Raw genomic sequence first — 20,731 nt, 5'->3', positions numbered from 1 at the left:
GCCGCTCGCGCGTGATGCGGGCACGGCGCGGACGGGCGGCCACAGAGGGAGAACGGCGGTGCGGACAGGGATGCGATACGGTCTCGGCGGTGTCCTCGTCCTCGCGCTCGCGGCGGTGGGCTGGTACGCCGCGGGCGCGCCGGTCCCGCCCGCCGTGACCGGATTCCTGCCCGGAACCCTGGCCGATCACCTCAATGTGAAGGCCGCCAAGGCGCCCGAGAAGCCGGCCGAGCCCGCGTTCGCCGTGAAGGTCGTGTCCGCCGAGACGCGGGAGGTGCCGATCGTCTTCACCTACACCGGCACCATCGTGGCGGAGGCCGACGCCCTGCTGCAGGCGCGGGTGACCGGCACGGTGATGGAGCGGCCCTTCGAGCCGGGCAGCCACGTCCGCACGGGGCAGCTCCTGTTCAGGATCGACCCGCGCCCCTTCGAGGTCGCCCTCCAGGCGGCCAAGGCCCAGCAGGAGCAGGCGAAGTCCCAGCTCGAATTCGCGCAGGCCGAGGTCGCCCGCACCGAGACGCTGGCCGACAAGGGCTACGCCACCGAGCAGCGCTTCCAGCAGCTCCAGGCCAACCGCGCCGCGGCCGCCGCCCGCCTGCAGGAGGCCGAGGCCGCCATCGCCCGCCAGCAGCTCAACCTCGACTACGCGTCGGTGAACGCGCCCTTCGAGGGCCGGGCGAGCCTGTCCCAGGTCAACGTGGGCGACCTCGTCACCGAGAACCAGACCGCCCTCGTCTCCGTGGTGCTCACCGACCCGATCGACGTGCAGATGGCCCTCTCGGCGGAGGATTCGGAGGCGCTGCGGGAGGCCCTGACGAAGGGCGCCGTCACCGTGAACGTCCTCGACGCGCAGGGCGAGCCGGTGCGCGAGGCCACGATCTACCAGCTCGACAACCGCTTCGACCCGCGCACGGCGCGTCGCCTCGTGCGGGCCCGGATCTCCAACGCCGACGAGCGCTACCTGCCCGGCCAGTTCGTGCGCGCCCAGATCCGGACCGGCACGCAGCGCAAGCTGCTCGTGCCGACGATCGCGCTCTCGGCCCAGCTCGCCCAGCAGATCGTCTACGCGGTGGGCGAGGACGGCACGGTCCAGCAGAAGCCCGTCACCACCGGCGACAGCTTCGGCGACAGCACCGCGATCCTGGCCGGCCTCTCGGGCGGCGAGCGGATCGTGGTCGACCATCTCCAAGAGATGCGCCAGGGCCTCAAGGTCGCCGTGCAGGGCGACGGCCGCCAGGCGCGCGCCGGCACGGACGGGCCCGGGCCGGAGCGGAACTGACGGAGCGGAACTGACGGGGCGGGACGACCGGGGAAGGCGGGCGCCGCGGCCGCAGGGCCCGCCCCCCGCGCGCCCCGTGGCCGCGACGCGGCCCCGGGGCGCTGCCTTCAGGCCGCCCGCACGGTGGCCAGGAAGCCGCCCACCGCGTGGCGCAGGTCGCTCGCCTGCGCGGCGAGGTCGCCCGCCGCCGAGAGCACCTGCGCCGAGCCGGCGCTCGCGGTGCCGGCCGCCTCGCTCACCCCCGCGATGTGGCCCGAGACCGCCTGGGTCCCGGCCGAGGTCTGCGCCGTGGTGCGGGCGATCTCGGCGGTCGCCGCGCCCTGCTCCTCCACCGCGGCCGCGATGTCGCCGCCGATGCGGGCGAGGCGCTGGATCACGCCGGTCATGCCGTCGATCGCCGCCACCGAGGCCGCCGTGGAGGCGGTGATCTCCGAGACCTTGGCGGCGATCTCGTCGGTGGCCCGCGCCGTCTGGCCGGCGAGGTTCTTCACCTCGGCGGCCACCACCGCGAAGCCGCGCCCCGCCTCGCCGGCGCGCGCCGCCTCGATCGTGGCGTTGAGCGCGAGGAGGTTGGTCTGGCCCGCGATGTCCGAGATCAGCCCGACGATCTGGCCGATGCTGCCGGCGGCCGCCGCGAGGCGGTGCACCTCGCCCGACATCGCGGCCGCGTCGCGCTCGGCCGCGCTCGCGAGGTCGGCCGAGGCGGTGACCTGGGTGCCGATCTCGCGGACCGAGGCCGTGAGTTCCTCCGTCGCCGCCGCCACCGTGTCGGCCGAGAGCGCCGCCTCGTGCGAGGCGCTGGCGACGCGGGCGCTCAGCGCGGCCGTGTCGCCCGCCGCCCGCGCCATGCCGCCGGCCGCGGATTCGAGGCGGGCCGCCGCCGCGGAGACCGCCTCGACGATGCCGCCGACCCGCGCCTCGAACCCGTCGGCGAGGCTGAGCGCCGCGGCGCGCTGGGCGGCCGCGCTCTCGACCGCCATGCGCTCCTGCTCGGCGCGGATGCGCCGGCGCTCGCGCACGCTGTCGCGGAACTCGGCGGCGGCCTCCGCGATGGCCCGGACCTCGCGCGGGCCGCCCTCGGGGATCGCCACCCCGTCCTCGCCGCGGCCGATCGCGCCGAGCGCCCCCGACATCCGCACGAGCGGCCGGGCGATGGCGGTGCCGAGGCCGAAGGCGAGCGCGCCGGACAGGAGGAAGGTGACGAGCCCCGCCCCCGCCCACAGGGCGAGGCTGCGGTCGGCGGCCGCGCGCACCGCCCCCGCCGCCGCCGACAGGTCGCCCGTGAGCCCGTCCTCGACGCGCTTGAGGCCGTCGACGCGCTGGGAGGCGAGCTTGAACCAGAGGGGGCCGTCGCGGAAGGCGAGGCCCTCGCCCGGCACCGTGTCGAGGACGAGCCGGCGCAGGCGCGCCACCTCGCGGGCCGCCTCCGATTCCTCGCTCGCCGCGAGGGCGGCGGCCTGGGCCGGCTCGGCGCGCTGGCGGAACAGCGCCTCCGCGCTCGCCTGGTTCGCCGAGAGCGTCGCCATCCGCTTCAGGCCCGCGAGGTCGAGGCTGCCCGCCGCGAGGATCGCGGAGGCGGCCGCCCGCTCCTGGCCGGCGAATTCCTTCAGCGACAGGAAGGCCGCGTAGGTGGCGATCCGGTTGGCGATGCCGGTGTGGGTCGCGACCTTCGCCATCTCGCCGACCATCCCGAGCCCCTGGCCGATCAGGCCGGAGAAGTACGCCATGGCCTGGGGCGGCGTCGGCTCCAGCGCGTCGATGGACCGGCGCTGCCCGTCGAGGCGCCCGAGCTCCTCGCGCAGCCGCGCCGCCCGCGCCCCGAAGGCGGGCCCGAACCCGGCCGTGCCGGCCTGCGCGACGGCGCCCTCGAGATCCGCCCGCGCCGCGTCCGTGCGGGCGCGCTGGGCGGTGAGCTCCGCCCGGAACTGCGTGCCCCTGGAGCCGAGGAACAGGCTGGAGGCGCCCCGCTCGCGCTGGGCCTCGTGCACGAAGGCGCTCACCCGCGAGGCGAGGCCGACGAGGTCCTGCACCGCCTCCATGCCGGCGCGCTGATCGAGCCGCTCCGAGACGGCGAGCCCCGCCACCACCCCGAAGGCGAGGCAGGGCGCGAGCGCCACGGCCAGGATGCGGCCCCGCAGGGACGCGACGAAACCACCCGTTCTCATGCCCACACCAATCCAGGATTGCGGTCCGGTTCGAGATGGGCCGATCGGTGTAAATTCAGGGTTTCTGCTGCCGGCTACTGCTCAACATTTGCTCAGAAGCAGCAAATTTGAGCATTGGTGCCCCGCGGATGTGCGGCGAACACTGTGCTCCTCCGCGCGGCCGGCCCCGAGTCTCCCGGCGGGGTTCGGGTTTGCTCCTGTACCGTGTTTGTTCTAAAGCAGGATTCGGAACGGTACCCTGCGGCTTTCCGACAAAATCCTGCGCTTCATCGAAACGCGGAGCCGGTGACGCGTTGCCCTGCCGGGGCGCGCCGGCGCCGCGCGGGCCGGCCCGCCGGCCGGGACGCGTCCGGCCCGCCGCCGACCGACAGACTGCGAAGAGACCTGCCCGCCCATGGCAAAAGCCAGCGCCAAAGCCGCCCCGAAGCCCGCCGCCAAGGCGGGAGCCGCCAATCCGGGCGGCGCCCAGACGGGAGGCGCCAAGACGGGAGGCACTAAGACGGGGGCCGCCAAGACGGGGGCCGCCAATCCGGCCGGCGGCCAGACGGGCGGCAAGACGGGCGACAGGACGGTGGCGGCGAAGGCCGCCGCGACCCGGGAGGCGGGTGCGGGCATCCCGGCCGGCGCGGGCCCGCGGGCCCTGACGCCGCCCGCCGACGCGGCGGTCAGGGCGGCCGCCAAGGCGGTGGCGCAGGAGGCCGCCCGGGAACGATCCGCCGACGCGCGGCTCGGGGCGCTGTTCGACGAGGCCCGCGACACCCGGGTGATCTCCGTGCGGGGCGCCCGCGAGCACAACCTGAAGAACGTCGACCTGACGATCCCGCGCGACAAGCTCGTGGTGTTCACCGGGCTGTCCGGCTCCGGCAAGTCCTCGCTCGCCTTCGACACGATCTACGCGGAGGGCCAGCGCCGCTACGTCGAGTCGCTCTCGGCCTACGCGCGCCAGTTCCTGGAGATGATGTCGAAGCCCGACGTCGACCAGATCGACGGGCTCTCGCCCGCCATCTCGATCGAGCAGAAGACCACCTCGAAGAACCCGCGCTCGACGGTGGGCACGGTGACCGAGATCTACGACTACATGCGCCTCCTCTGGGCGCGGGTCGGCATCCCCTACTCGCCGGCCACCGGCCTGCCCATCGAGAGCCAGACGGTGAGCCAGATGGTCGACCGGGTGCTGGCGCTGCCGGAGAAGACCCGCCTCTACCTGCTCGCCCCGGTGGTGCGGGGCCGCAAGGGCGAGTACCGCAAGGAGATCGCCGAGTTCCAGAAGAAGGGCTTCCAGCGCCTGCGCGTCGACGGCGAGATGGTGCCGATCGACGACGTGCCGAAGCTCGACAAGAAGCTCAAGCACGACATCGACGTGGTGGTGGACCGCATCGTGGTGCGCGAGGACATCGGCTCGCGGCTCGCCGAATCCTTCGAGACGGCGCTGGAGCTCGCCGACGGGGTCGCGCTCGTCGAGTTCGCCGACGCGCCGGAGGGCGAGGCCCCCGAGTCGATCACCTTCTCGTCGCGCTTCGCCTGCCCGGTCTCCGGCTTCACCATCGCCGAGATCGAGCCGCGCCTGTTCTCGTTCAACAACCCGTTCGGCGCCTGCCCGACCTGCGGCGGCATCGGCCACGAGATGCGGATCGACCCCGAGCTCGTGATCTCGGATTCCGGGCTCAGCCTGAAGCGCGGCGCGGTGGGCCCCTGGGCGAAATCGACCTCGCCCTATTACGGGCAGACCCTCGACGCCCTCGCCCGGCACTACGGGTTCAAGACGACCGTTCCCTGGGCCGACCTGCCCGAGGAGGCGCGCACCGTGATCCTGTACGGCTCGGGCCGGCAGTCGATCCGCTTCGACTACAATGACGGGATGCGCGCCTACGCGGTCAACAAGCCGTTCGAGGGCGTGATCCCGAACCTGGAGCGCCGCTACAAGGAGACGGAGAGCGACGCCTCCCGCGACGAGATCGGCCGCTTCATGGGCGAGACGCCGTGCGAATCCTGCGGCGGCAAGCGGCTCAAGCCCGAGGCGCTCGCCGTGAAGGTGGCGATGCAGGACATCGGCGAGGTCACCGCCCTCTCGGTGCGGGAGGCCCACCGCTGGTTCTCGGACCTGCCCGAGAGGCTCAACCCCAAGCAGAACGAGATCGCGGTGCGGATCCTCAAGGAGATCCGCGACCGGCTGACCTTCCTGGTCGATGTCGGGCTCGAGTACCTGACGCTCGCCCGCGGCTCCGGCTCGCTCTCGGGCGGCGAGAGCCAGCGCATCCGCCTCGCCTCGCAGATCGGCTCGGGGCTGACGGGCGTGCTCTACGTCCTCGACGAGCCCTCGATCGGCCTGCACCAGCGCGACAACGAGCGCCTGCTCGGCACGCTGAAGCGCCTGCGCGACCTCGGCAACTCGGTGATCGTCGTCGAGCACGACGAGGACGCGATCCTGCAGGCCGACTACGTGGTCGATGTCGGGCCCGGCGCCGGCATCCACGGCGGCGAGATCATCGCGCAGGGCACGCCCGCGGAGGTGCTGGCCCACCCCGCCTCGCTCACCGCCAAGTACCTCACGGGCGAGCTCACCGTGCGCACGCCCGCCGCCCGCCGCAAGGCGCGCAAGGGCAAGCTGAAGCTCGTCGGCGCGCGCGGCAACAACCTGAAGGACGTGTCCGTCGAGGTGCCGCTCGGCACCTTCACCTGCATCACCGGCGTCTCGGGCGGCGGCAAGTCGACCCTCGTGATCGACACGCTCTACAAGGCGGTGGCCAAGAAGCTGAACGGGGCGCTGGAGCACCCGGCCCCCTACGAGCGGCTGGAGGGGCTGGAGAACCTCGACAAGGTCATCGACATCGACCAGTCGCCGATCGGGCGCACGCCGCGCTCGAACCCCGCCACCTATATCGGCGCCTTCACGCCGATCCGCGACTGGTTCGCGGGCCTGCCCGAGGCCAAGGCCCGCGGCTACCAGGCGGGGCGCTTCTCCTTCAACGTGAAGGGCGGGCGCTGCGAGGCCTGCTCGGGCGACGGCGTCATCAAGATCGAGATGCACTTCCTGCCGGACGTCTACGTCACCTGCGACGTCTGCAAGGGCCGCCGCTACGACCGCGAGACGCTCGAGGTGAAGTACCGCGGCAAGTCGATCGCCGACGTGCTCGACATGACGGTCGAGGAGGCGGCCGACCTGTTCAAGGCGGTGCCCTCGATCCGCGAGAAGATGGAGACTCTGGCCCGGGTCGGCCTGCACTACGTCCATGTGGGCCAGCAGGCGACGACGCTGTCGGGCGGCGAGGCGCAGCGCGTGAAGCTCTCCAAGGAGCTCGCCAAGCGCGCCACGGGGCGCACCCTCTACATCCTCGACGAGCCGACCACGGGCCTGCACTTCCACGACGTGGCCAAGCTCATGGAGGTGCTTCACGAGCTCGTCGACCAGGGCAACACGGTGGTGGTGATCGAGCACAACCTCGAGGTCATCAAGACCGCCGACTGGGTGATCGACATGGGCCCCGAGGGCGGCGACGGCGGCGGCACCGTGGTGGCCGAGGGCACGCCCGAGCAGATCGCCAAGTCCACCGCGAGCCACACCGGCCGCTTCCTGCGCGACGTGCTGGCCCGGCGCCCCGCCACCGATCCGGCCCGGCGCGCCGCCGCGGAGTAGGCGCGGCCGAGGCGGCGGCGCGATTCGCGAGCCGCCGCCGGCTTCAAGGAGGCCGCCGCCGGCTTCGACGAGGCTGCCGCCGGCTTCGACAAGGCCGCCGCCGTCTCGAAAAAAGCCGCCGCCGGCTTCGATTCGGCGGCCCCGGGGCTTCCCGCGCGGGGCCGCCCCGTCCCCAGCCTGTCCCCAGCCCCGGGCCGGTCCGCCAGCGGACGCTTCGCATCCTGGGTTGAGCCTTACCCAATCCTCACGGCGCCCTTGCGCAATCGTCCCGGTTCCGGAACCCGGGGCAAGAGCTTGAGCATTCTGCGCTATTTTGCTGGCCGGCCGCCCCCGGAGGGGCCCGTTCCCGCAAGAGTAAGGCGAGGTGTCCCCACGACCAGGGGCTGTTGCAACGCGGCAAAAATGCGGCTTTTGCGCAACGGTCAGGTCCGATCTGCCCGGATGGCAGGCATTCCACTGTCAATCCGAGCGCGGCTGTAGAATAGTTCTCAGCGTTGAGACTTGAGGTGGGGCCGTAAGGGGGCGCTTGGCACCGTTGCGACGGGAGCCGACTTCGGTCGGCGGACCGGCAATGCTGTGCACAAGGCTACGGGGCGGACGCCTGAAATCCTTGGGAAGGAAAGATAAAATGATGAAGAACTGGCTCGCCGCGGGAGCGGTCGCGCTCTCGGTCGGCATGACCGGGACCGCCGCCTTCGCCCAGACCACGACGGTTCCGGGTGAGCAGGTCGGCCTCGCGGTCGGCGCTCCGCTGCCCGAGGGCGTGTACGCCCTGAACACCTTCACCTACCGCGCGCCCGACTCGGTCGGCCCGCTCGGCGGCGTCGACACCGCCGTGAACATCCCGATCCTGCTGTGGTCGACCCCGTGGAAGATCCTCGACGCCCGCGTCGAGCTCGCCGTCGCCCCGCCGACCGTCTTCACCTTCGGCCGCGGCGGCGTGAACCCGGGCCTGCGTGACAGCTCGATCAACGTCGGCACCTTCATCGGCGGCATCTTCGCCTGGGATCTCGGCAACAACGTCGGCGTCAGCTACCTCGCCGGTGTGTACCTGAACGAGCTGAACGGCGGCCGCGGCGCCGTCCTCGGCTACCCGGCCTTCCTGGCCTCGAACACCTACCGCCAGGGCTTCGCCATCAGCTACACCGGCGACGGCTGGAACCTGACCGCGAACCTGACCTACAACTTCTACGACACGCCGGCCTTCTTCGGTGGCCCGGGCCGCGTTCTCGGCCCGCAGTTCCCGTCGGACGGCCTCAACCTCGACCTGACGGCGACCAAGAAGTTCGGCAAGTTCGAGATCGGCGCCATCGGTTACGGCACCACCACCCTGCCGAACCAGTTCGCTCCGGGCCGCTCGGGCTACTTCGCCCTCGGCGGTCTCATCGGCTACGACTTCGGGCCCTTCACCGTGCAGGGCTACGTCGCCCGCCACGTCGCCACCACCGCCGTCGACTTCCGCGGCCGCGAGAACTACGTGACGGAAGGCTTCTTCCGCGTCATCGCCCCGCTCTACACCGTGGCCGCGGCCCCGCCGCCGCCCCCGGCCCCGCTGGTGCGCAAGTACTGAGATCACGCGCCAACCCGGCCCGAGGCGACTCGGGCCGGACCCGGCCGGATCACGAAGCCGTCCGCTCCCTCGGGATCGGGCGGTTTTTCGTGTTTCGGGGCTCGCGACCGCCCCGGGAGAGGGTCCGGCCTGGCCCCCCGCCGGCCCGAGGACGGCGCCTTGCCGGCGCAGCCGGGACGGGTTCGCGGAAACGCCTCCCGCGCAGTTCGATTGCGCGAAACCTTTCCTCTTTCCCCGCCGTAGGGGGCCGGGCCGCTTCCGCCGAGGAGCGGACCGAGAAGAGGAAACGCTCATGATCTCCACGCACGCCGCCCGGCTCGCCGCGGCCCTCGCCCTCGCCGCCGGCCTCGCCCTGCCCGGCGCCGCGCTCGCCAAGAACCCGATGGTGGGCGGCGCGCCGATGTACGCCTCGAAGACCATCGTCGAGAACGCGGTCAACTCGAAGGACCACACCACCCTCGTCGCCGCCGTGAAGGCCGCGGGCCTCGTGGAGACCCTGTCGGGTCCCGGTCCCTTCACGGTCTTCGCGCCGACCAACGCGGCCTTCGCGAAGCTGCCGCCGGGCACCGTCGAGACCCTGGTCCAGCCGCAGAACAAGGGCACCCTGACGGCGATCCTGACCTACCACGTGGTCCCCGGCACGCTGACGGGGAAGGACCTGGCGGCGATGGCCAGGGACGGCGGCGGCATGGCCCAGCTCAGGACCGTCCAGGGCACGCCGCTCACGGTCACCACGAAGGGCAAGACGGTCTACCTGACGGACGCGAAGGGCAACCGGGCGACCGTGACCGTCGCCAACGTGATGCAGTCGAACGGCGTCATCCACGTGATCGACGGCGTGCTCCAGCCCTGATGCGCGAACGGCCGGTCCCGCCGCGGCGGGGCCGGTCTCGGCCGTCCGGCCGGTCCGGTGGCGGGCAGCCGGCCGCCTCGCGCGGCGCCTCCCTCACTGCCGGATCAGCTTGCCCGTGTAGAGCACCGGGCCGGTCGGCAGGCCGGTCGGGGAGCCGCCCGGCGGCTCGACCGAGACGGCGAGGACGCCCTCGCCCGCCCCTGCCCCCGCCCTCGCGGCCTCGGGCAGGCTCACCCGCGCGGCGCCGGTGCCGACGAGGCCGAGCGGCCGCGGGGTCGCGTCTGTGCCGACGTACCAGAGCTGCAGGCTGTGCCCGGCCGGCGCCTCGGCCGCCACGGGGCGCACGGCGGTCTCGCCCGTCGCCGTGTCGATGCTGACCACGAGGGCGGGGGCAGCGCCCCCGCTCGTCACCACGGCGAGGTAGCGGGCGCCCTCCCGCCGCTCGGGCCGGGGCGTCAGGAGGAAGGCGGCGAGCCCCGCCGCCAGCACGGTCGCGGCGGCGGCGGTCCCCTGCCAGAAGCGCAGCCGCCGCACGAGCGGGCCGTCCGGGTTGTCGTTGGCGGCCGCGCCCCCGGGCAGCGCCCGGGCGATCCGCTCCCAGACCTCCGGGCCGGGCCGCACCTCGGCGGCGAGGAGGCCCAAGGGGGCGAGGCGCCGCTCCCAGTCCCGCACCGCCGCGGCCAGCGCCGGCTCCCGCGCGAGCGCGCGCTCGAAGGCGGCCCGCTCCGCGCCCCCCAGCGTGCCGAGCACGTACTCGCCGGCCGCGTCCCCGGCCGGCTCCGGCCCGGCGCTCACGCGGCCGCCTCCAGGCAGCCCTTCAGGCTGGCCAGCGCCCGGTGCAGCCAGGTCTTGATGGTGTTGACGGGCCGCCCGAAGCGCGCGCTGAGATCCTCGCGGGAGAAACCCTCGCAGTAGGCCAGCACCACGCAGTCCCGGTGCGTGGGGTCGAGCCGCGCGAGGCAGGCCCGCAGCGCGTCGCGGCCGAGGATCGCGCCCTCGCTGTCGTGGGGATCGGCGAGCCGCTCCAACCAATCCTCCCCGTCCTCCAGCACCGGACCCTGGAGCTCGCTCCGGCGGCGCACCGCGTCGATGGCCCGGTTGCGCGCGATCGCGCAGAGCCAGGTGAGCGGGCGCCCCGCCTCCGGCGCGTAGGAGCCCGCCGCCAGCCAGACCCGCAGGAAGACGTCCTGGAGGGTGTCCTCGGCGGCCGACCGGTCGCGCTGGATACGCAGGATCACGCCGAGAAGTTTCGGGGCGGTGAGGTCGTAGAGGCGGCGCAGGGCCGCCTCGTCCCGGGCCGCCACCGCGTCGAGGAGCCGCACAAGGGTCGCGTCGTCGCGCACGGGGCTGGCACCTTCTCGCTCGGTCACCCGGCGCCTCCCTCGAGCCCCGCCGGACGCGCGCCGGGCGTGCGGCGCGAGGCCCCGTCCCGGCGCGGGCCGATCCGGCGCGGATGGTAGTGCAGCGCCGCCGCCCGCGCCATACGGCGCCGCTTGGCCCGGGTGCCTGCCGCTCGGCCCCCGGGCCGGCCTTTTCCCGCCGGTGCGGGCCGCTCGTCCCGATGCCGGACGCTTCGCCGCGCGGAGGCTGTCGGGCCGGGGTCTCCGACCTATCTCTGACCCTCTCGAAATCCCTGCCGGCCCCGAAAGGACGCGACCGCCATGGCCTCGCACGGCGACTGGAAGATCCCCGCTTCCGTGCAGCCCAAGCCCGGCGACTACGGCTACGACCTCGACCGGGCGCTCAGCGCCGTCGTCGCCCTCTCGACGCGGGTTCCCCCGGAAGCCTTCACGGCCGAGACGCTCGGCACCGAGCGGGCGGGCAACGGCGTGCTGATCCGCGAGGACGGGCTCGTCCTCACGGTCGGCTACCTGATCATGGAGGCCGACACGGTCTGGCTCACCACCCATGACGGGCGCTCGGTGCCCGGCCACGTGGTCGGCTTCGACGCGGCCTCCGGCCTCGGCCTCGTCCAGGCGCTCGGCGACCTCGCCCTGCCGGCGCTGCGGATCGGACGCTCCGCCGGCCTCAGGCCCGGCGACCGGGCCGTGCTGGCCGGTGCCGGCGGGCGCGGCCACAGCGTCGCCGCGCAGGTGATCGGCCGCCAGGAATTCGCGGGCTACTGGGAGTACGTCCTCGACGAGGCCCTCTTCATCGCGCCCTCGCACCCGCACTGGGGCGGCACCGCCCTGATCGGCGCGGAGGGCGACCTCGTCGGCATCGGCTCCCTCCAGCTGCAGCAGGGCGGCGCGTCGGGCGGGCGCCCGATCAACCTCGTGGTCCCGATCGATCTCCTGCCGCCGATCCTCGACGACCTCGCCGCCCGCGGCCGCCCGAACCGGCCGCCCCGCCCCTGGCTCGGGCTCTACGCGACCGAGACCGACGAGGGCATCGCGGTGATGGGGCTCGCCGACAACGGCCCCGCCGAGGCGGGGGACCTGCGCGTCGGCGACCTCGTGGAGGCGGTGGCGGGCGAGCCGGTGGGGGACCTCGCGGACTTCTTCCGGCGGGTCTGGGCGCTCGGCGAGGCGGGTGTGCGGGTGCCGCTCACGGTCCTGCGCGAGGGGCGGACGGTCAAGCTCTCCCTGGTCTCGGGCGACCGCGAGCGCTTCCTCATCAGCCCGCCGCTGCACTGAGGCGCGGCCTCAGAACCGGACGCCGAGGCGCCGGTTGACCCGCGTCACGACCCAGACCGTGGCGATGGCCACGCACACGCCCCAGCCGACCTCGAACACCCGCGAGCCCAGCATCCGCTCGACGCTGCCGACATGGGGCACGAGCAGAAGGATGGTGGCCGTGATGGCGGCGAGCCGCCCGGCGCTCGCCACGTTGACGAGCCAGCAGGCCAGGATCGAGAGCAGCACGGCGAGCGCGTAGGCGGGCAGGCTCGGCCCCGCCGCCATGGCGGCGCCGAGCCCGATCAGACCCCCGATCGCCGCCCCCGTGAACTGGTCGCGGGCGGTGGAGCGGGTGGCGCCGAACTCGGTCTGCGCCACCGCGAGCGCCGTGATGGCGCTCCAGAACCCCTCGCGCAGGCCCAGCGCCTGCGTCGGCAGGTAGGCGACGAGGGCCGCGCAGGCCGACATCAGTCCGTGCGCCGTGCCGCGGGTGAGGCGCCGGTGCAGGGGCAGGCGCTTGGCGACCCGGCGGAGCTGGTCGCGCAGCCAGCCGATCCGGCTGACGTCGCGCGCCTCGCGGGCCCGCGCGGCCTCCGCCGAGAGCGCGGCCTCCGCCCCCTCTCCCGCCTGCGGGCCGCCTCTCTCCGCCGTCTCGCGCGCGCTCATGCCGGGCACCGACCGCGCGCTCGCGCGCGCTCATGCCGGGCACCAACCGCGCGGCCGGGGCCGCGGTTCAGCCCGGGCCGCCATCCGCCCCGCCGCCGTTGATCGGCCCCGCCGGCGGGTCTAGATCCTCCGGATGACGGCACGAGATCCCATCCATATCGTCGGCGGCGGGCTCGCCGGCTCCGAGGCGGCCTGGCAGATCGCGGGCGGCGGCCACAGGGTCGTGCTCCACGAGATGCGGCCGGTGCGCGGCACCGACGCCCACCAGACCGACAGCCTCGCCGAGCTCGTCTGCTCGAACTCCTTCCGCTCGGACGATGCGCAGGGCAACGCGGTCGGCCTCCTGCACCAGGAGATGCGCAGCCTCGGCTCGCTCATCATGCGCATGGGCGACGCCAACCAGGTCCCGGCGGGCGGGGCGCTCGCCGTCGACCGCGAGGGCTTCGCGCGGGCCGTGACGGACGCGCTCGAGGCGCACCCCCTCGTCACGATCGTGCGGGAGGAGGTGGCCGGGCTGCCGCCCGAATCCTGGGGGCCGACCATCGTGGCGACGGGCCCGCTGACCGCGCCCGCCCTCGCCGAGGCGATCGGCGCGCTGACGGGCGCGGACGCCCTCGCCTTCTTCGACGCCATCGCGCCGATCGTGCACCGCGACTCCATCGACATGGGGCGCGCGTGGTTCCAGTCGCGCTACGACAAGCCGGGGCCGGGCGGCACCGGGGCCGACTACCTGAACTGCCCGATGGACCGGGCGCAGTACGACGCCTTCGTGGCGGCGCTGATCGCGGGCGAGAAGACGGGCTTCAAGGCGTGGGAGGGCACGACCCCCTACTTCGACGGCTGCCTGCCGATCGAGGTCATGGCCGAGCGCGGCCCCGAGACCCTGCGCCACGGCCCGATGAAGCCCGTGGGGCTGACGAACCCGCACGACCCCACGGTCAAGCCCTGCGCCATCGTGCAGCTGCGCCAGGACAACGCGCTGGGCACCCTCTACAACATGGTGGGCTTCCAGACGAAGCTGCGCCACGCCGAGCAGGTGCGGATCTTCCGCACGATCCCCGGCCTCGAGAACGCCGAGTTCGCCCGGCTCGGGGGCCTGCACCGCAACACCTACCTCGATTCGCCCCGCCTCCTCGACGCGACGCTGCGGCTCCGGGCCCGGCCCTCGCTGCGCTTCGCCGGCCAGATCACGGGCTGCGAGGGCTACGTCGAGAGCGCGGCGGTGGGCCTGATGGCCGGCCGCTTCGCGCTCGCCGAGGCGCGGGGCGACACCCTGCCGCCGCTGCCGCAGACGACGGCGCTCGGCGCGCTGATCGCCCACATCACGGGCGGCCACCTCACCGGGGGGGCGGAGCGGGAGGCGAACGCGCCCCGCTCGTTCCAGCCGATGAACGTGAATTTCGGGCTGTTCCCGCCGCTGGAGCGCGCGCCCCGCAACGAGACCGGCCGCCGCCTGCGGGGCCCCGAGAAGGCGGCGCTGAAGAAGCGGGCGCTGACCGACCGGGCCCGGGCCGACCTCGCCGCCTGGATCGCCGGCGCGGGCGAGCCGCGGGCGGCGGCGGAGTAGGCCGGATCTCGACCCTTCGCCGTCAGCCCTCCTTCTTGGCGATCTGGGCCTCCATGTAGCGGCGCAGCACGGCGTTCATGCGGGTCTGGTAGCCCCGGCCGCCCTGCTTGAAGAAGGCCACCACGTCCTGGTCGAAGGTCGCGTGGATGGCGGTCTTGCGCGGCGGCAGGCCGACCGTGCCCCGCGCCCACTCCGCCTCGTCGACCGTGGCGGGGTTGTCCGCGTCCCCGGCCGCGATCCGCTCGATCTCGTCCTCCGACAGGGCCCGCAGAGCCGCCCAGTCGGTCCGGCCCCTGGCGGGCTTAGCCGTCTTGCCGTCGGGCATGGTAGAGTCTCCTCTCCTTTCGGCTGGCGACGCGGGCGGAGATGATCCGCTGCCTGTCCCCGCGCGGCGTGAACGTGACGTTGAGGACGATGCCCTGCACCTCGACCAGCATGTTGAAGCGTTGCTCGCCGTAGTCGCGTCGCTCGTCCTCGCGGGACAGGACGAAGCGTCCGTCGAACGCCTCGTCGAGATCGAGGAAATCGATCGCCCGCAGGCGGATGTTGGCCTCGTTCTTCAGATCGTCCCAGACGGTGCGCTCACCCTCGCCCATGCCCTCATGTACAGGATGATGGCCATGCGGGCGACGGGTGCGGGGCGGCGATCCGAGCCCGTCCACCCCGTGAGCATCCTCACGGGCGTGCGAGCATCAGCAGCCTGCGCCCCGGCCGGTGGCCCTCCTCGCCGGTGTCCCGGAAGCCGAGCTTGCGCAGCAGGCCCCAGGAGGCGACGTTGCCGGGGCGGCACTCGGCGACGACGCTGCGGTGGGGGAAGCGGCGGGCGAGGAGGTCGAGGATGCCCGCCACCGCCTCGGTGGCGATGCCCCGGCCGCGCGCCGCGCCGCCGACCCAGTAGCCGATCTCCACCGCCCCCTCCCCGCGCAGGTGCGTGCCGACCACGGCGACGAGGGCCCGGCCCTCCCGCTCCCAGACGCCGTTGAAGCGGTCGCTGCCGCGCCGGGCCGAGGCGATCAGCCCGCGCGCGTCCGCGAGCGTGAAGGGCTCGGGCAGGAAGTCGACGGCGCCCGTGATGGCCGGGTCGTCGGTGAGCCGGCGCAGGGCCTCGGCGTCCCGCGCGACGAGGGCGGCGACGCGCAGGCGCTCGGTCTCGAACCCGGGCAGGGTCGCGAGGCTGTCACGCGGGGCGGCGCGCCGGAACAGGAACATCCCCCTCAGGTGGGGCCGGCGGGGACGGCGGAAAGGCACGCGGGTCGGCGCGCCGGTAATCCCGCGCGGCGCGACAAAAAACCCGCCCCGGCCGGGGCCGGGGCGGGCTTGGGTCGGTCGAGGCTGCGCGCCGGCGCTACGGGTGGATGACCATCGCGCTGAACGGGTAGACGTAGGCCTGCAGCATCACGAGGCCGCCCACCATGCAGGCGAGCACGATGGAGTGCCAGAACACGAAGCGCAGGATCTTGCCCTCCTGGCCGAAATAGCCGGTGGCGGTGGAGGCCACGACGATCGACTGCGCGTCGATCATCTTGCCCATGACGCCGCCCGACGAGTTCGCCGAGGCCATCAGGATGCCCGACAGGCCGAGCTGCTCCGAGGTGATCTTCTGCAGGCCGCCGAAGAGCACGTTCGAGGCGGTGTCCGAGCCCGTCAGCGCCACGCCGAGCCAGCCGAGCAGCGTGCCGAAGAACGGGTAGAGGATGCCCGTGCCGGCGAAGGCGAGGCCGAGGGTGGCGTCGACGCCGCCGTAGCGGGTGAGCACGCCGAGCGCCAGCATCGCCGCGATGGTGATGAGCGAGTAGCGCAGGACCCAGATCGTCTCGAGATAGGCCGTGACGAGGCGCCAGGGCGAGAAGCGCATGATCAGGCCGGAGATGATCGCGGCGATGAGCACGCCCGTGCCCGTGTAGGACATGTAGGTGAAGGCGAAGACCGCCGCCTCCGGATGCGCCTTGGCGACCACCGGCGGCACCTTCATGATCACGTTGTGCAGGCCCGGCACCTCGTACTTGATCGTGAAGATCGGGTTCACGAGGCTCTTGAACCAGCCGGTGCCCCAGATCGCCACGACGACCGAGAGGATGATCCACGGCACCCAGGCCCAGGCGATCTCGCTCGAGGTCGCGGTGCGGGCGCCGGTGTGGACGCGGGGCATCTCGCCGGGCACGCCCGCGCCGAGGGCGACGGGCCGCGGCTCGGAGGTGTAGCCGATCGAGGGGTCGTTGCCGCGCAGCGCCGGCGAGGTCCAGACCTGGGCCGGGCGCCAGACCTTCAGGAACAGCACCAGCGCGCCCATCGAGATGAGCGAGGCGCCGATGTCGACGATCCAGGGGTTGATGTAGTTCGAGATCAGGAACTGCGCCAGCGCGAAGGAGACGCCGCAGACCGCGATCGGCGGCCAGACCGCGATCATGCCGCGGAAGCCCGCGAACACCCAGATCAGCCAGAACGGCACGATCACCGAGAAGAAGGGCAGCTGCCGCCCGATCATGGCGCCGAGGATGTAGGGGTCGTAGCCCGTGACCGAGGCGAGGCCCTGGATCGGGGCGCCGAGCGCGCCGTAGGCCACCGGCGCCGTGTTGGCGATGAGCGAGAGGCCGGAGGCGGCGAGCGGCGAGAAGCCGAGGCCGATCAGGATCGCGCCCGTCACCGCCACCGGGGTGCCGAAGCCGCCCGCGCCCTCGAAGAAGGCGCCGAAGGCGAAGGCCACCAGCAGGAGCTGGATGCGCCGGTCCGTGGTGATGCCCGCCACCGATTGCTGCAGGGTGGCGAACCAGCCCTTCTCCACCGTCAGCCGGTAGAGGAAGATGACGTTGAGGATGATCCAGCCGATCGGGAACAGGCCGAGGGCCACGCCGTAGGCGGAGGCGCGCAGAGCCAGGCCCGTCGGCATGCCGAAGGCGACGATCGCGACGAGGAGCGCGATCACCAGGGACAGGACGGCCGCGATATGGGCCTTGACCTTGCCGCTCGCGATCATCCCGAGCAGCGCGACGACCGGCAGGGCGGCCGCGAGCGTCGAGAGCCACGCGTTCCCGAACGGGTCGTAGACTTGATTCCAGGTTTCCACGGGCGTCGCGCTCCTCCGTTGCCCGATCTTCCCGCCGGGCCCTGGAGCTTTGCTAGCAGAGCCCCACAGCCGGCTCAACGCGGGGAATAATGAGTTCAGGGGCTTTGTAGCGCGGCCGTCGAATTTGCGCGTACCCGTTGCATATCCTGAGGGTTGCTACGCCTGATGATGAGGCGCCAAGGATCCCTTAAGCACCCCGCCAACCTCCCGCCGGATCCGGGGGCCGATCGTACGGATCCGTACCGGGCGCGCCCGCGCATTCACGCGCTCTTAAGCGCCCCGGCCGCTCCCTGGGCGCGTGCCCTCGGGGTGCGCGGCGAGGACGGGACCGATGGCGGAGAAGCGGCGCGGGAACTGGGGCGAGGGCGAGCTCTACGACGCGCTCTGCGTCCTCATGATCGGCGTCTGCGGCTGGATCATCGGCGTCCAGTTCCAGGTCTTCGCCGCCTTCAACGCCTTCATCCTCGCCCACGCGCTCTCGGACCACCTCATGCTGGGCTTCTTCATGGGGCTGGCGATGTTCGCCGTGAGCCTGCGCAAGTCGCTGCAGCTGCGCCGGGCGATGCGCGAGCGGGACGTCACCGCCGCGCGCGCCGAGGCCATCGCCCGCCACGACGCGCTGACCGGGCTCGCCAACCGCCGCCTGTTCCTCGAGGCGATCGAGGCGCACCGCGCCGAGGCCGGCCCGGTGCCGGCGGCCGCGGTCCTGCTCGTCGACCTCGACCGCTTCAAGCCGGTCAACGACCTCTACGGCCACGCGGCCGGCAACGCGGTGCTCTGCGCGGTCGCCGACCGGCTGAACGCCCTGCTGCCGCCGCGGGGCGTGGCCGCCCGCCTCGGGGGGGACGAGTTCGCGATGCTGGTCAGCCTCGACGGCAGCGACGCGCTGGCCCGCCTCGCCCAGGCGGTGATCGCCAGCATCTCGGGCCCGGTCCTGTGGAACGGCAACGAGCTGAAGGTCGGCGCGACGGTCGGCGTCGCCCTGGTGGCGCGCGAGGACGCGGATGCCGAGGTGGTGCTGCACGCCGCCGACCTCGCCATGTACCAGGGCAAGAAGGACGGGCGCGGCACCTTCCGGGTCTTCAAGAGCGCCATGGACGTGGAGTTGCGGGCCCGGGCCCAGCTCGAGGGAGCCCTGCGCGCGGCGATCCAGAGCGGGGAGATCGAGCCCTTCTACCAGCCCGTCGTCTCCCTGCCGGGGCGCGAGCTGATCGGCGTCGAGGTCCTCGCCCGCTGGCGGCACCCGGAGCGCGGGCTCCTGGCGCCGGCGCAGTTCATCCCCATCGCCGAGGAGACCGGCCTGATCGCCGACCTGAGCTACCGCCTCCTGCGCCAGGCCTGCCTCGACGCCCGCGACTGGCCGGCCCACCTGCAGATCGCCGTCAACATCGCCCCCCAGCAGTTCCAGGATGCCTGGCTCTGCGAGCGCATCCTGGCGATCCTCACCGAGACCGGGCTGCCGCCCCACCGCCTCGAGGTCGAGATCACCGAGACCGCCCTCGTGCAGGACCTGGAGGCGGCCCGCACCACCCTCACCTCCCTGCAGAACCTCGGCGTGCGCATCGCGCTCGACGATTTCGGCACGGGCTACTCGAGCCTGTACCACCTGCGCGAGCTGAAGTTCGACAAGCTGAAGATCGACCGCAGGTACGTCGACACGATCACCATGAGCGACGAGCGGGCCAAGCTCGTGGACGCCATCATCAAGCTGAGCGCGAGCCTCGGCCTCGTCACCACGGCCGAGGGGATCGAGTCCGACGCGAGCCTCGACTGGCTCGCCGGGCAGGGCTGCGACTTCGGGCAGGGCTACCTGTTCGGCGCGCCGATGCCCAAGGGCGAGATGGATTTCCTCCTGACCCGCTCGTCCGAGCCCGCGGAGCCCCGGAAGGTGGCCTGACGCCGCGTCCCGTGATCCGGGGATCGGGGGACGCGGCTCCCTCCGATCCGCAGGACGGCCATGGTCCGCGCGAAAGAACGATGCTTCAGCGGATCCGCCGCGCCGCCCGCCAGAGCCGCCAGAGCCGGCGCCAGCGCGGGATCTCGATCGCGCTGTTGAGCGGGTCGTAGCCCGGCCGGTCCATCGCCGCGAGGTAGGGCTCCGCCAGGGCGACGGGCAGGAAGGCTCCTTGCGCCGCGGGCGCGATGGTGGCGCGGGCCGCCTCGTAGGCCGCGAGGTGCCGGCGGGCGAGCGCCCGCAGGTCGCGGGTCGCGCCGAGGAGCCCGGGGCCGCCGCGGCCCGTGACGATGTCCTCGCGGGTGACCCCGTGCTCGCGCAGGATGTCGGCCGGCAGGTAGACCTGCCCGGCCCGCGCGTGCCAGGGCAGCGCCCGCAGGAGGCCGGTGATGCCGTAGGCGACGCCGGCATGGCCCGCCGCGGCCGCGCCCCCCGGCTCCGCCCCGTCGCTGAGGACGAGGCTGGCGAGGCGGAACAGCGAGGACGCCGTCTCGCCGCAATAGCCTTCGAGGTCGTTCACCCGGGGCATCGGGTCGTCGTAGAGGTCGAAGACGCGGGCGTCGATCAGGTCGACGAAGGGCTGGCGCCCGAGCCGGCGCCGGACGATGGCGTCCTCCAGCGCCGCCGCCACGGGGTTCGCCCGCACGTCCCCGCGGGCCTCGCCCTGGAGCGCGTCGCGCCACCATTGCAGGCGGATCTCCCCGGCCATCGGGTTCGAGGCCGCCTCGCGGGCCCGGGCGATCGTCAGGCTGAAGGCGTAGAGGGCGAACAGGTGCGGGCGCGCCTGGGGGGGCGCGAACAGGGTCGCGAAATAGCGGTCGGGGTCGCCCTCCCGCACCAGGGTCTCGCAGTGCTGGAGCGCGAAGGGGAGCCCGTTGCCGGTGCTCGCGCTGGTCTCGGTCTCGCTCAAGCGGGTGCGCTCACGCGACGGCGATGAGGGCGGCGGCGACCTTGCGGTTCTCCGCCACGAGGATGTTGTAGGTGCGGGCGGCCGCCCCCGTCTGCATCACGTCGAGGCCGATGCCGTTCTCCTTCAGCCAGGCGCGCAGGGGGGCCGGCAGCGGCACGATGTCGAGGCCGGTGCCGACGAGGAGGAGCTCGATCGCGCCCGCCTCCGCCTGGACCGGGCGGAGCGCGTCGCGGTCGATGGCGGAAGCCTCCGTCACGTCCCAGGCGCGCACGCCCGAGGGCAGCGCCAGGATCGAGCCGCGGTGGCTCATCTCCGCGAAGCGGAAGCCGCCGGCGCCGTAGGCGTCGATCAGGTGCCGCCCGGGTACGAAGCCGCCATGAGGTCCGTCTTCGCGCCCGTCTTGGATTCCTTCTTGGGATCCGTCCTGGGGACGGCGAGGCTCGCGCATCCG

At 73.3% G+C, this 20,731-nt stretch carries 17 protein-coding genes; 7 read left to right on the top strand and 10 right to left on the bottom strand.

Annotation, left to right across the window (positions count from 1 at the left end):
* Window positions 1-70 precede the first annotated feature (70 nt).
* Window positions 71-1,279 (top strand): efflux RND transporter periplasmic adaptor subunit, encoded by a 1,209-nt coding sequence (locus MOX02_RS10050; protein WP_373866730.1) that lies wholly within the window; start codon window positions 71-73, stop codon window positions 1,277-1,279.
* A gap of 107 nt (window positions 1,280-1,386) precedes the next feature.
* Here MOX02_RS10050 and MOX02_RS10045 read toward each other — a convergent pair whose 3' ends face one another.
* Window positions 1,387-3,444: a methyl-accepting chemotaxis protein gene (locus MOX02_RS10045; RefSeq protein WP_147025654.1), complete on the bottom strand. Its 2,058-nt coding sequence runs from the start codon at window positions 3,442-3,444 to the stop codon at window positions 1,387-1,389.
* Between the two features lie 394 nt (window positions 3,445-3,838).
* Between MOX02_RS10045 and uvrA the strand changes: the two genes are divergently transcribed.
* The 3 genes from uvrA to MOX02_RS10030 all read left to right on the top strand — a co-directional run bounded on the left by uvrA (window position 3,839) and on the right by MOX02_RS10030 (window position 9,501).
* Entirely contained in the window at window positions 3,839-7,078 is a 3,240-nt protein-coding gene (gene uvrA, locus MOX02_RS10040; protein ID WP_238179075.1) for an excinuclease ABC subunit UvrA, read from the top strand.
* 628 nt (window positions 7,079-7,706) lie between these two features.
* Entirely contained in the window at window positions 7,707-8,648 is a 942-nt protein-coding gene (locus MOX02_RS10035; RefSeq protein WP_147025653.1) for a transporter family protein, read from the top strand.
* Window positions 8,649-8,940: 292 nt separating this feature from the next.
* Window positions 8,941-9,501, top strand: a complete 561-nt coding sequence (locus MOX02_RS10030; RefSeq protein WP_147025652.1) for a fasciclin domain-containing protein — start codon at window positions 8,941-8,943, stop codon at window positions 9,499-9,501.
* Window positions 9,502-9,594: 93 nt separating this feature from the next.
* Here MOX02_RS10030 and MOX02_RS10025 read toward each other — a convergent pair whose 3' ends face one another.
* Window positions 9,595-10,296, bottom strand: a complete 702-nt coding sequence (locus tag MOX02_RS10025) for an anti-sigma factor (RefSeq protein WP_147025651.1) — start codon at window positions 10,294-10,296, stop codon at window positions 9,595-9,597.
* A complete protein-coding gene (locus tag MOX02_RS10020; RefSeq protein ID WP_147025705.1) occupies window positions 10,293-10,844 on the bottom strand; it encodes a sigma-70 family RNA polymerase sigma factor in 552 nt (183 codons plus the stop codon). The genes MOX02_RS10025 and MOX02_RS10020 overlap by 4 nt, the downstream gene beginning before the upstream one ends.
* Window positions 10,845-11,162: 318 nt before the next feature.
* Here MOX02_RS10020 and MOX02_RS10015 point away from each other — a divergent pair, with 318 nt between their 5' ends.
* On the top strand, window positions 11,163-12,137 hold the full coding sequence (locus MOX02_RS10015) for a S1C family serine protease (protein ID WP_147025650.1): 975 nt from the start codon (window positions 11,163-11,165) through the stop codon (window positions 12,135-12,137).
* A 9-nt stretch (window positions 12,138-12,146) separates the two neighbouring features.
* Here MOX02_RS10015 and MOX02_RS10010 read toward each other — a convergent pair whose 3' ends face one another.
* Window positions 12,147-12,785 carry an FUSC family protein gene (locus tag MOX02_RS10010; protein WP_147025649.1) on the bottom strand — a complete coding sequence of 213 codons (639 nt, stop codon included), beginning with the start codon at window positions 12,783-12,785 and terminating at the stop codon, window positions 12,147-12,149.
* Window positions 12,786-12,918: 133 nt separating this feature from the next.
* On the opposite strand from MOX02_RS10010, the gene trmFO reads away from it, so the two are divergent.
* Window positions 12,919-14,352, top strand: a complete 1,434-nt coding sequence (gene trmFO, locus MOX02_RS10005) for a methylenetetrahydrofolate--tRNA-(uracil(54)-C(5))-methyltransferase (FADH(2)-oxidizing) TrmFO (RefSeq protein ID WP_147025648.1) — start codon at window positions 12,919-12,921, stop codon at window positions 14,350-14,352.
* Between the two features lie 22 nt (window positions 14,353-14,374).
* On the opposite strand, the gene MOX02_RS10000 is transcribed toward trmFO, so the two are convergent.
* The 4 genes from MOX02_RS10000 to MOX02_RS09985 form a co-directional block, all read right to left on the bottom strand.
* Window positions 14,375-14,677 (bottom strand): BrnA antitoxin family protein, encoded by a 303-nt coding sequence (locus MOX02_RS10000; protein ID WP_147025647.1) that lies wholly within the window; start codon window positions 14,675-14,677, stop codon window positions 14,375-14,377.
* The gene (locus tag MOX02_RS09995; RefSeq protein ID WP_147025646.1) at window positions 14,655-14,948 is read right to left on the bottom strand and encodes a BrnT family toxin; all 294 of its coding nucleotides are present in this window, start codon (window positions 14,946-14,948) and stop codon (window positions 14,655-14,657) included. The genes MOX02_RS10000 and MOX02_RS09995 overlap by 23 nt, the downstream gene beginning before the upstream one ends.
* A 79-nt stretch (window positions 14,949-15,027) precedes the next feature.
* The gene (locus MOX02_RS09990; protein WP_170267782.1) at window positions 15,028-15,561 is read right to left on the bottom strand and encodes a GNAT family N-acetyltransferase; all 534 of its coding nucleotides are present in this window, start codon (window positions 15,559-15,561) and stop codon (window positions 15,028-15,030) included.
* A 136-nt stretch (window positions 15,562-15,697) separates the two neighbouring features.
* Entirely contained in the window at window positions 15,698-17,416 is a 1,719-nt protein-coding gene (locus MOX02_RS09985) for an L-lactate permease (protein WP_147025645.1), read from the bottom strand.
* Between the two features lie 331 nt (window positions 17,417-17,747).
* On the opposite strand from MOX02_RS09985, the gene MOX02_RS09980 reads away from it, so the two are divergent.
* Window positions 17,748-19,313, top strand: coding sequence for a putative bifunctional diguanylate cyclase/phosphodiesterase (locus MOX02_RS09980; RefSeq protein ID WP_147025644.1), 1,566 nt, complete (start codon window positions 17,748-17,750; stop codon window positions 19,311-19,313).
* 85 nt (window positions 19,314-19,398) lie between these two features.
* Here MOX02_RS09980 and MOX02_RS09975 read toward each other — a convergent pair whose 3' ends face one another.
* Entirely contained in the window at window positions 19,399-20,280 is an 882-nt protein-coding gene (locus MOX02_RS09975; RefSeq protein ID WP_147025643.1) for a phytoene/squalene synthase family protein, read from the bottom strand.
* A gap of 10 nt (window positions 20,281-20,290) precedes the next feature.
* A complete protein-coding gene (locus tag MOX02_RS09970) occupies window positions 20,291-20,728 on the bottom strand; it encodes an Mth938-like domain-containing protein (protein ID WP_147025642.1) in 438 nt (145 codons plus the stop codon).
* Between the last annotated feature and the right edge of the window lie 3 nt (window positions 20,729-20,731).

Origin of the sequence: Methylobacterium oxalidis, from assembly GCF_007992195.1 — a bacterium.
Classification (GTDB): domain Bacteria; phylum Pseudomonadota; class Alphaproteobacteria; order Rhizobiales; family Beijerinckiaceae; genus Methylobacterium; species Methylobacterium oxalidis.
This window is presented reverse-complemented; position numbering and strand designations above follow the sequence as displayed.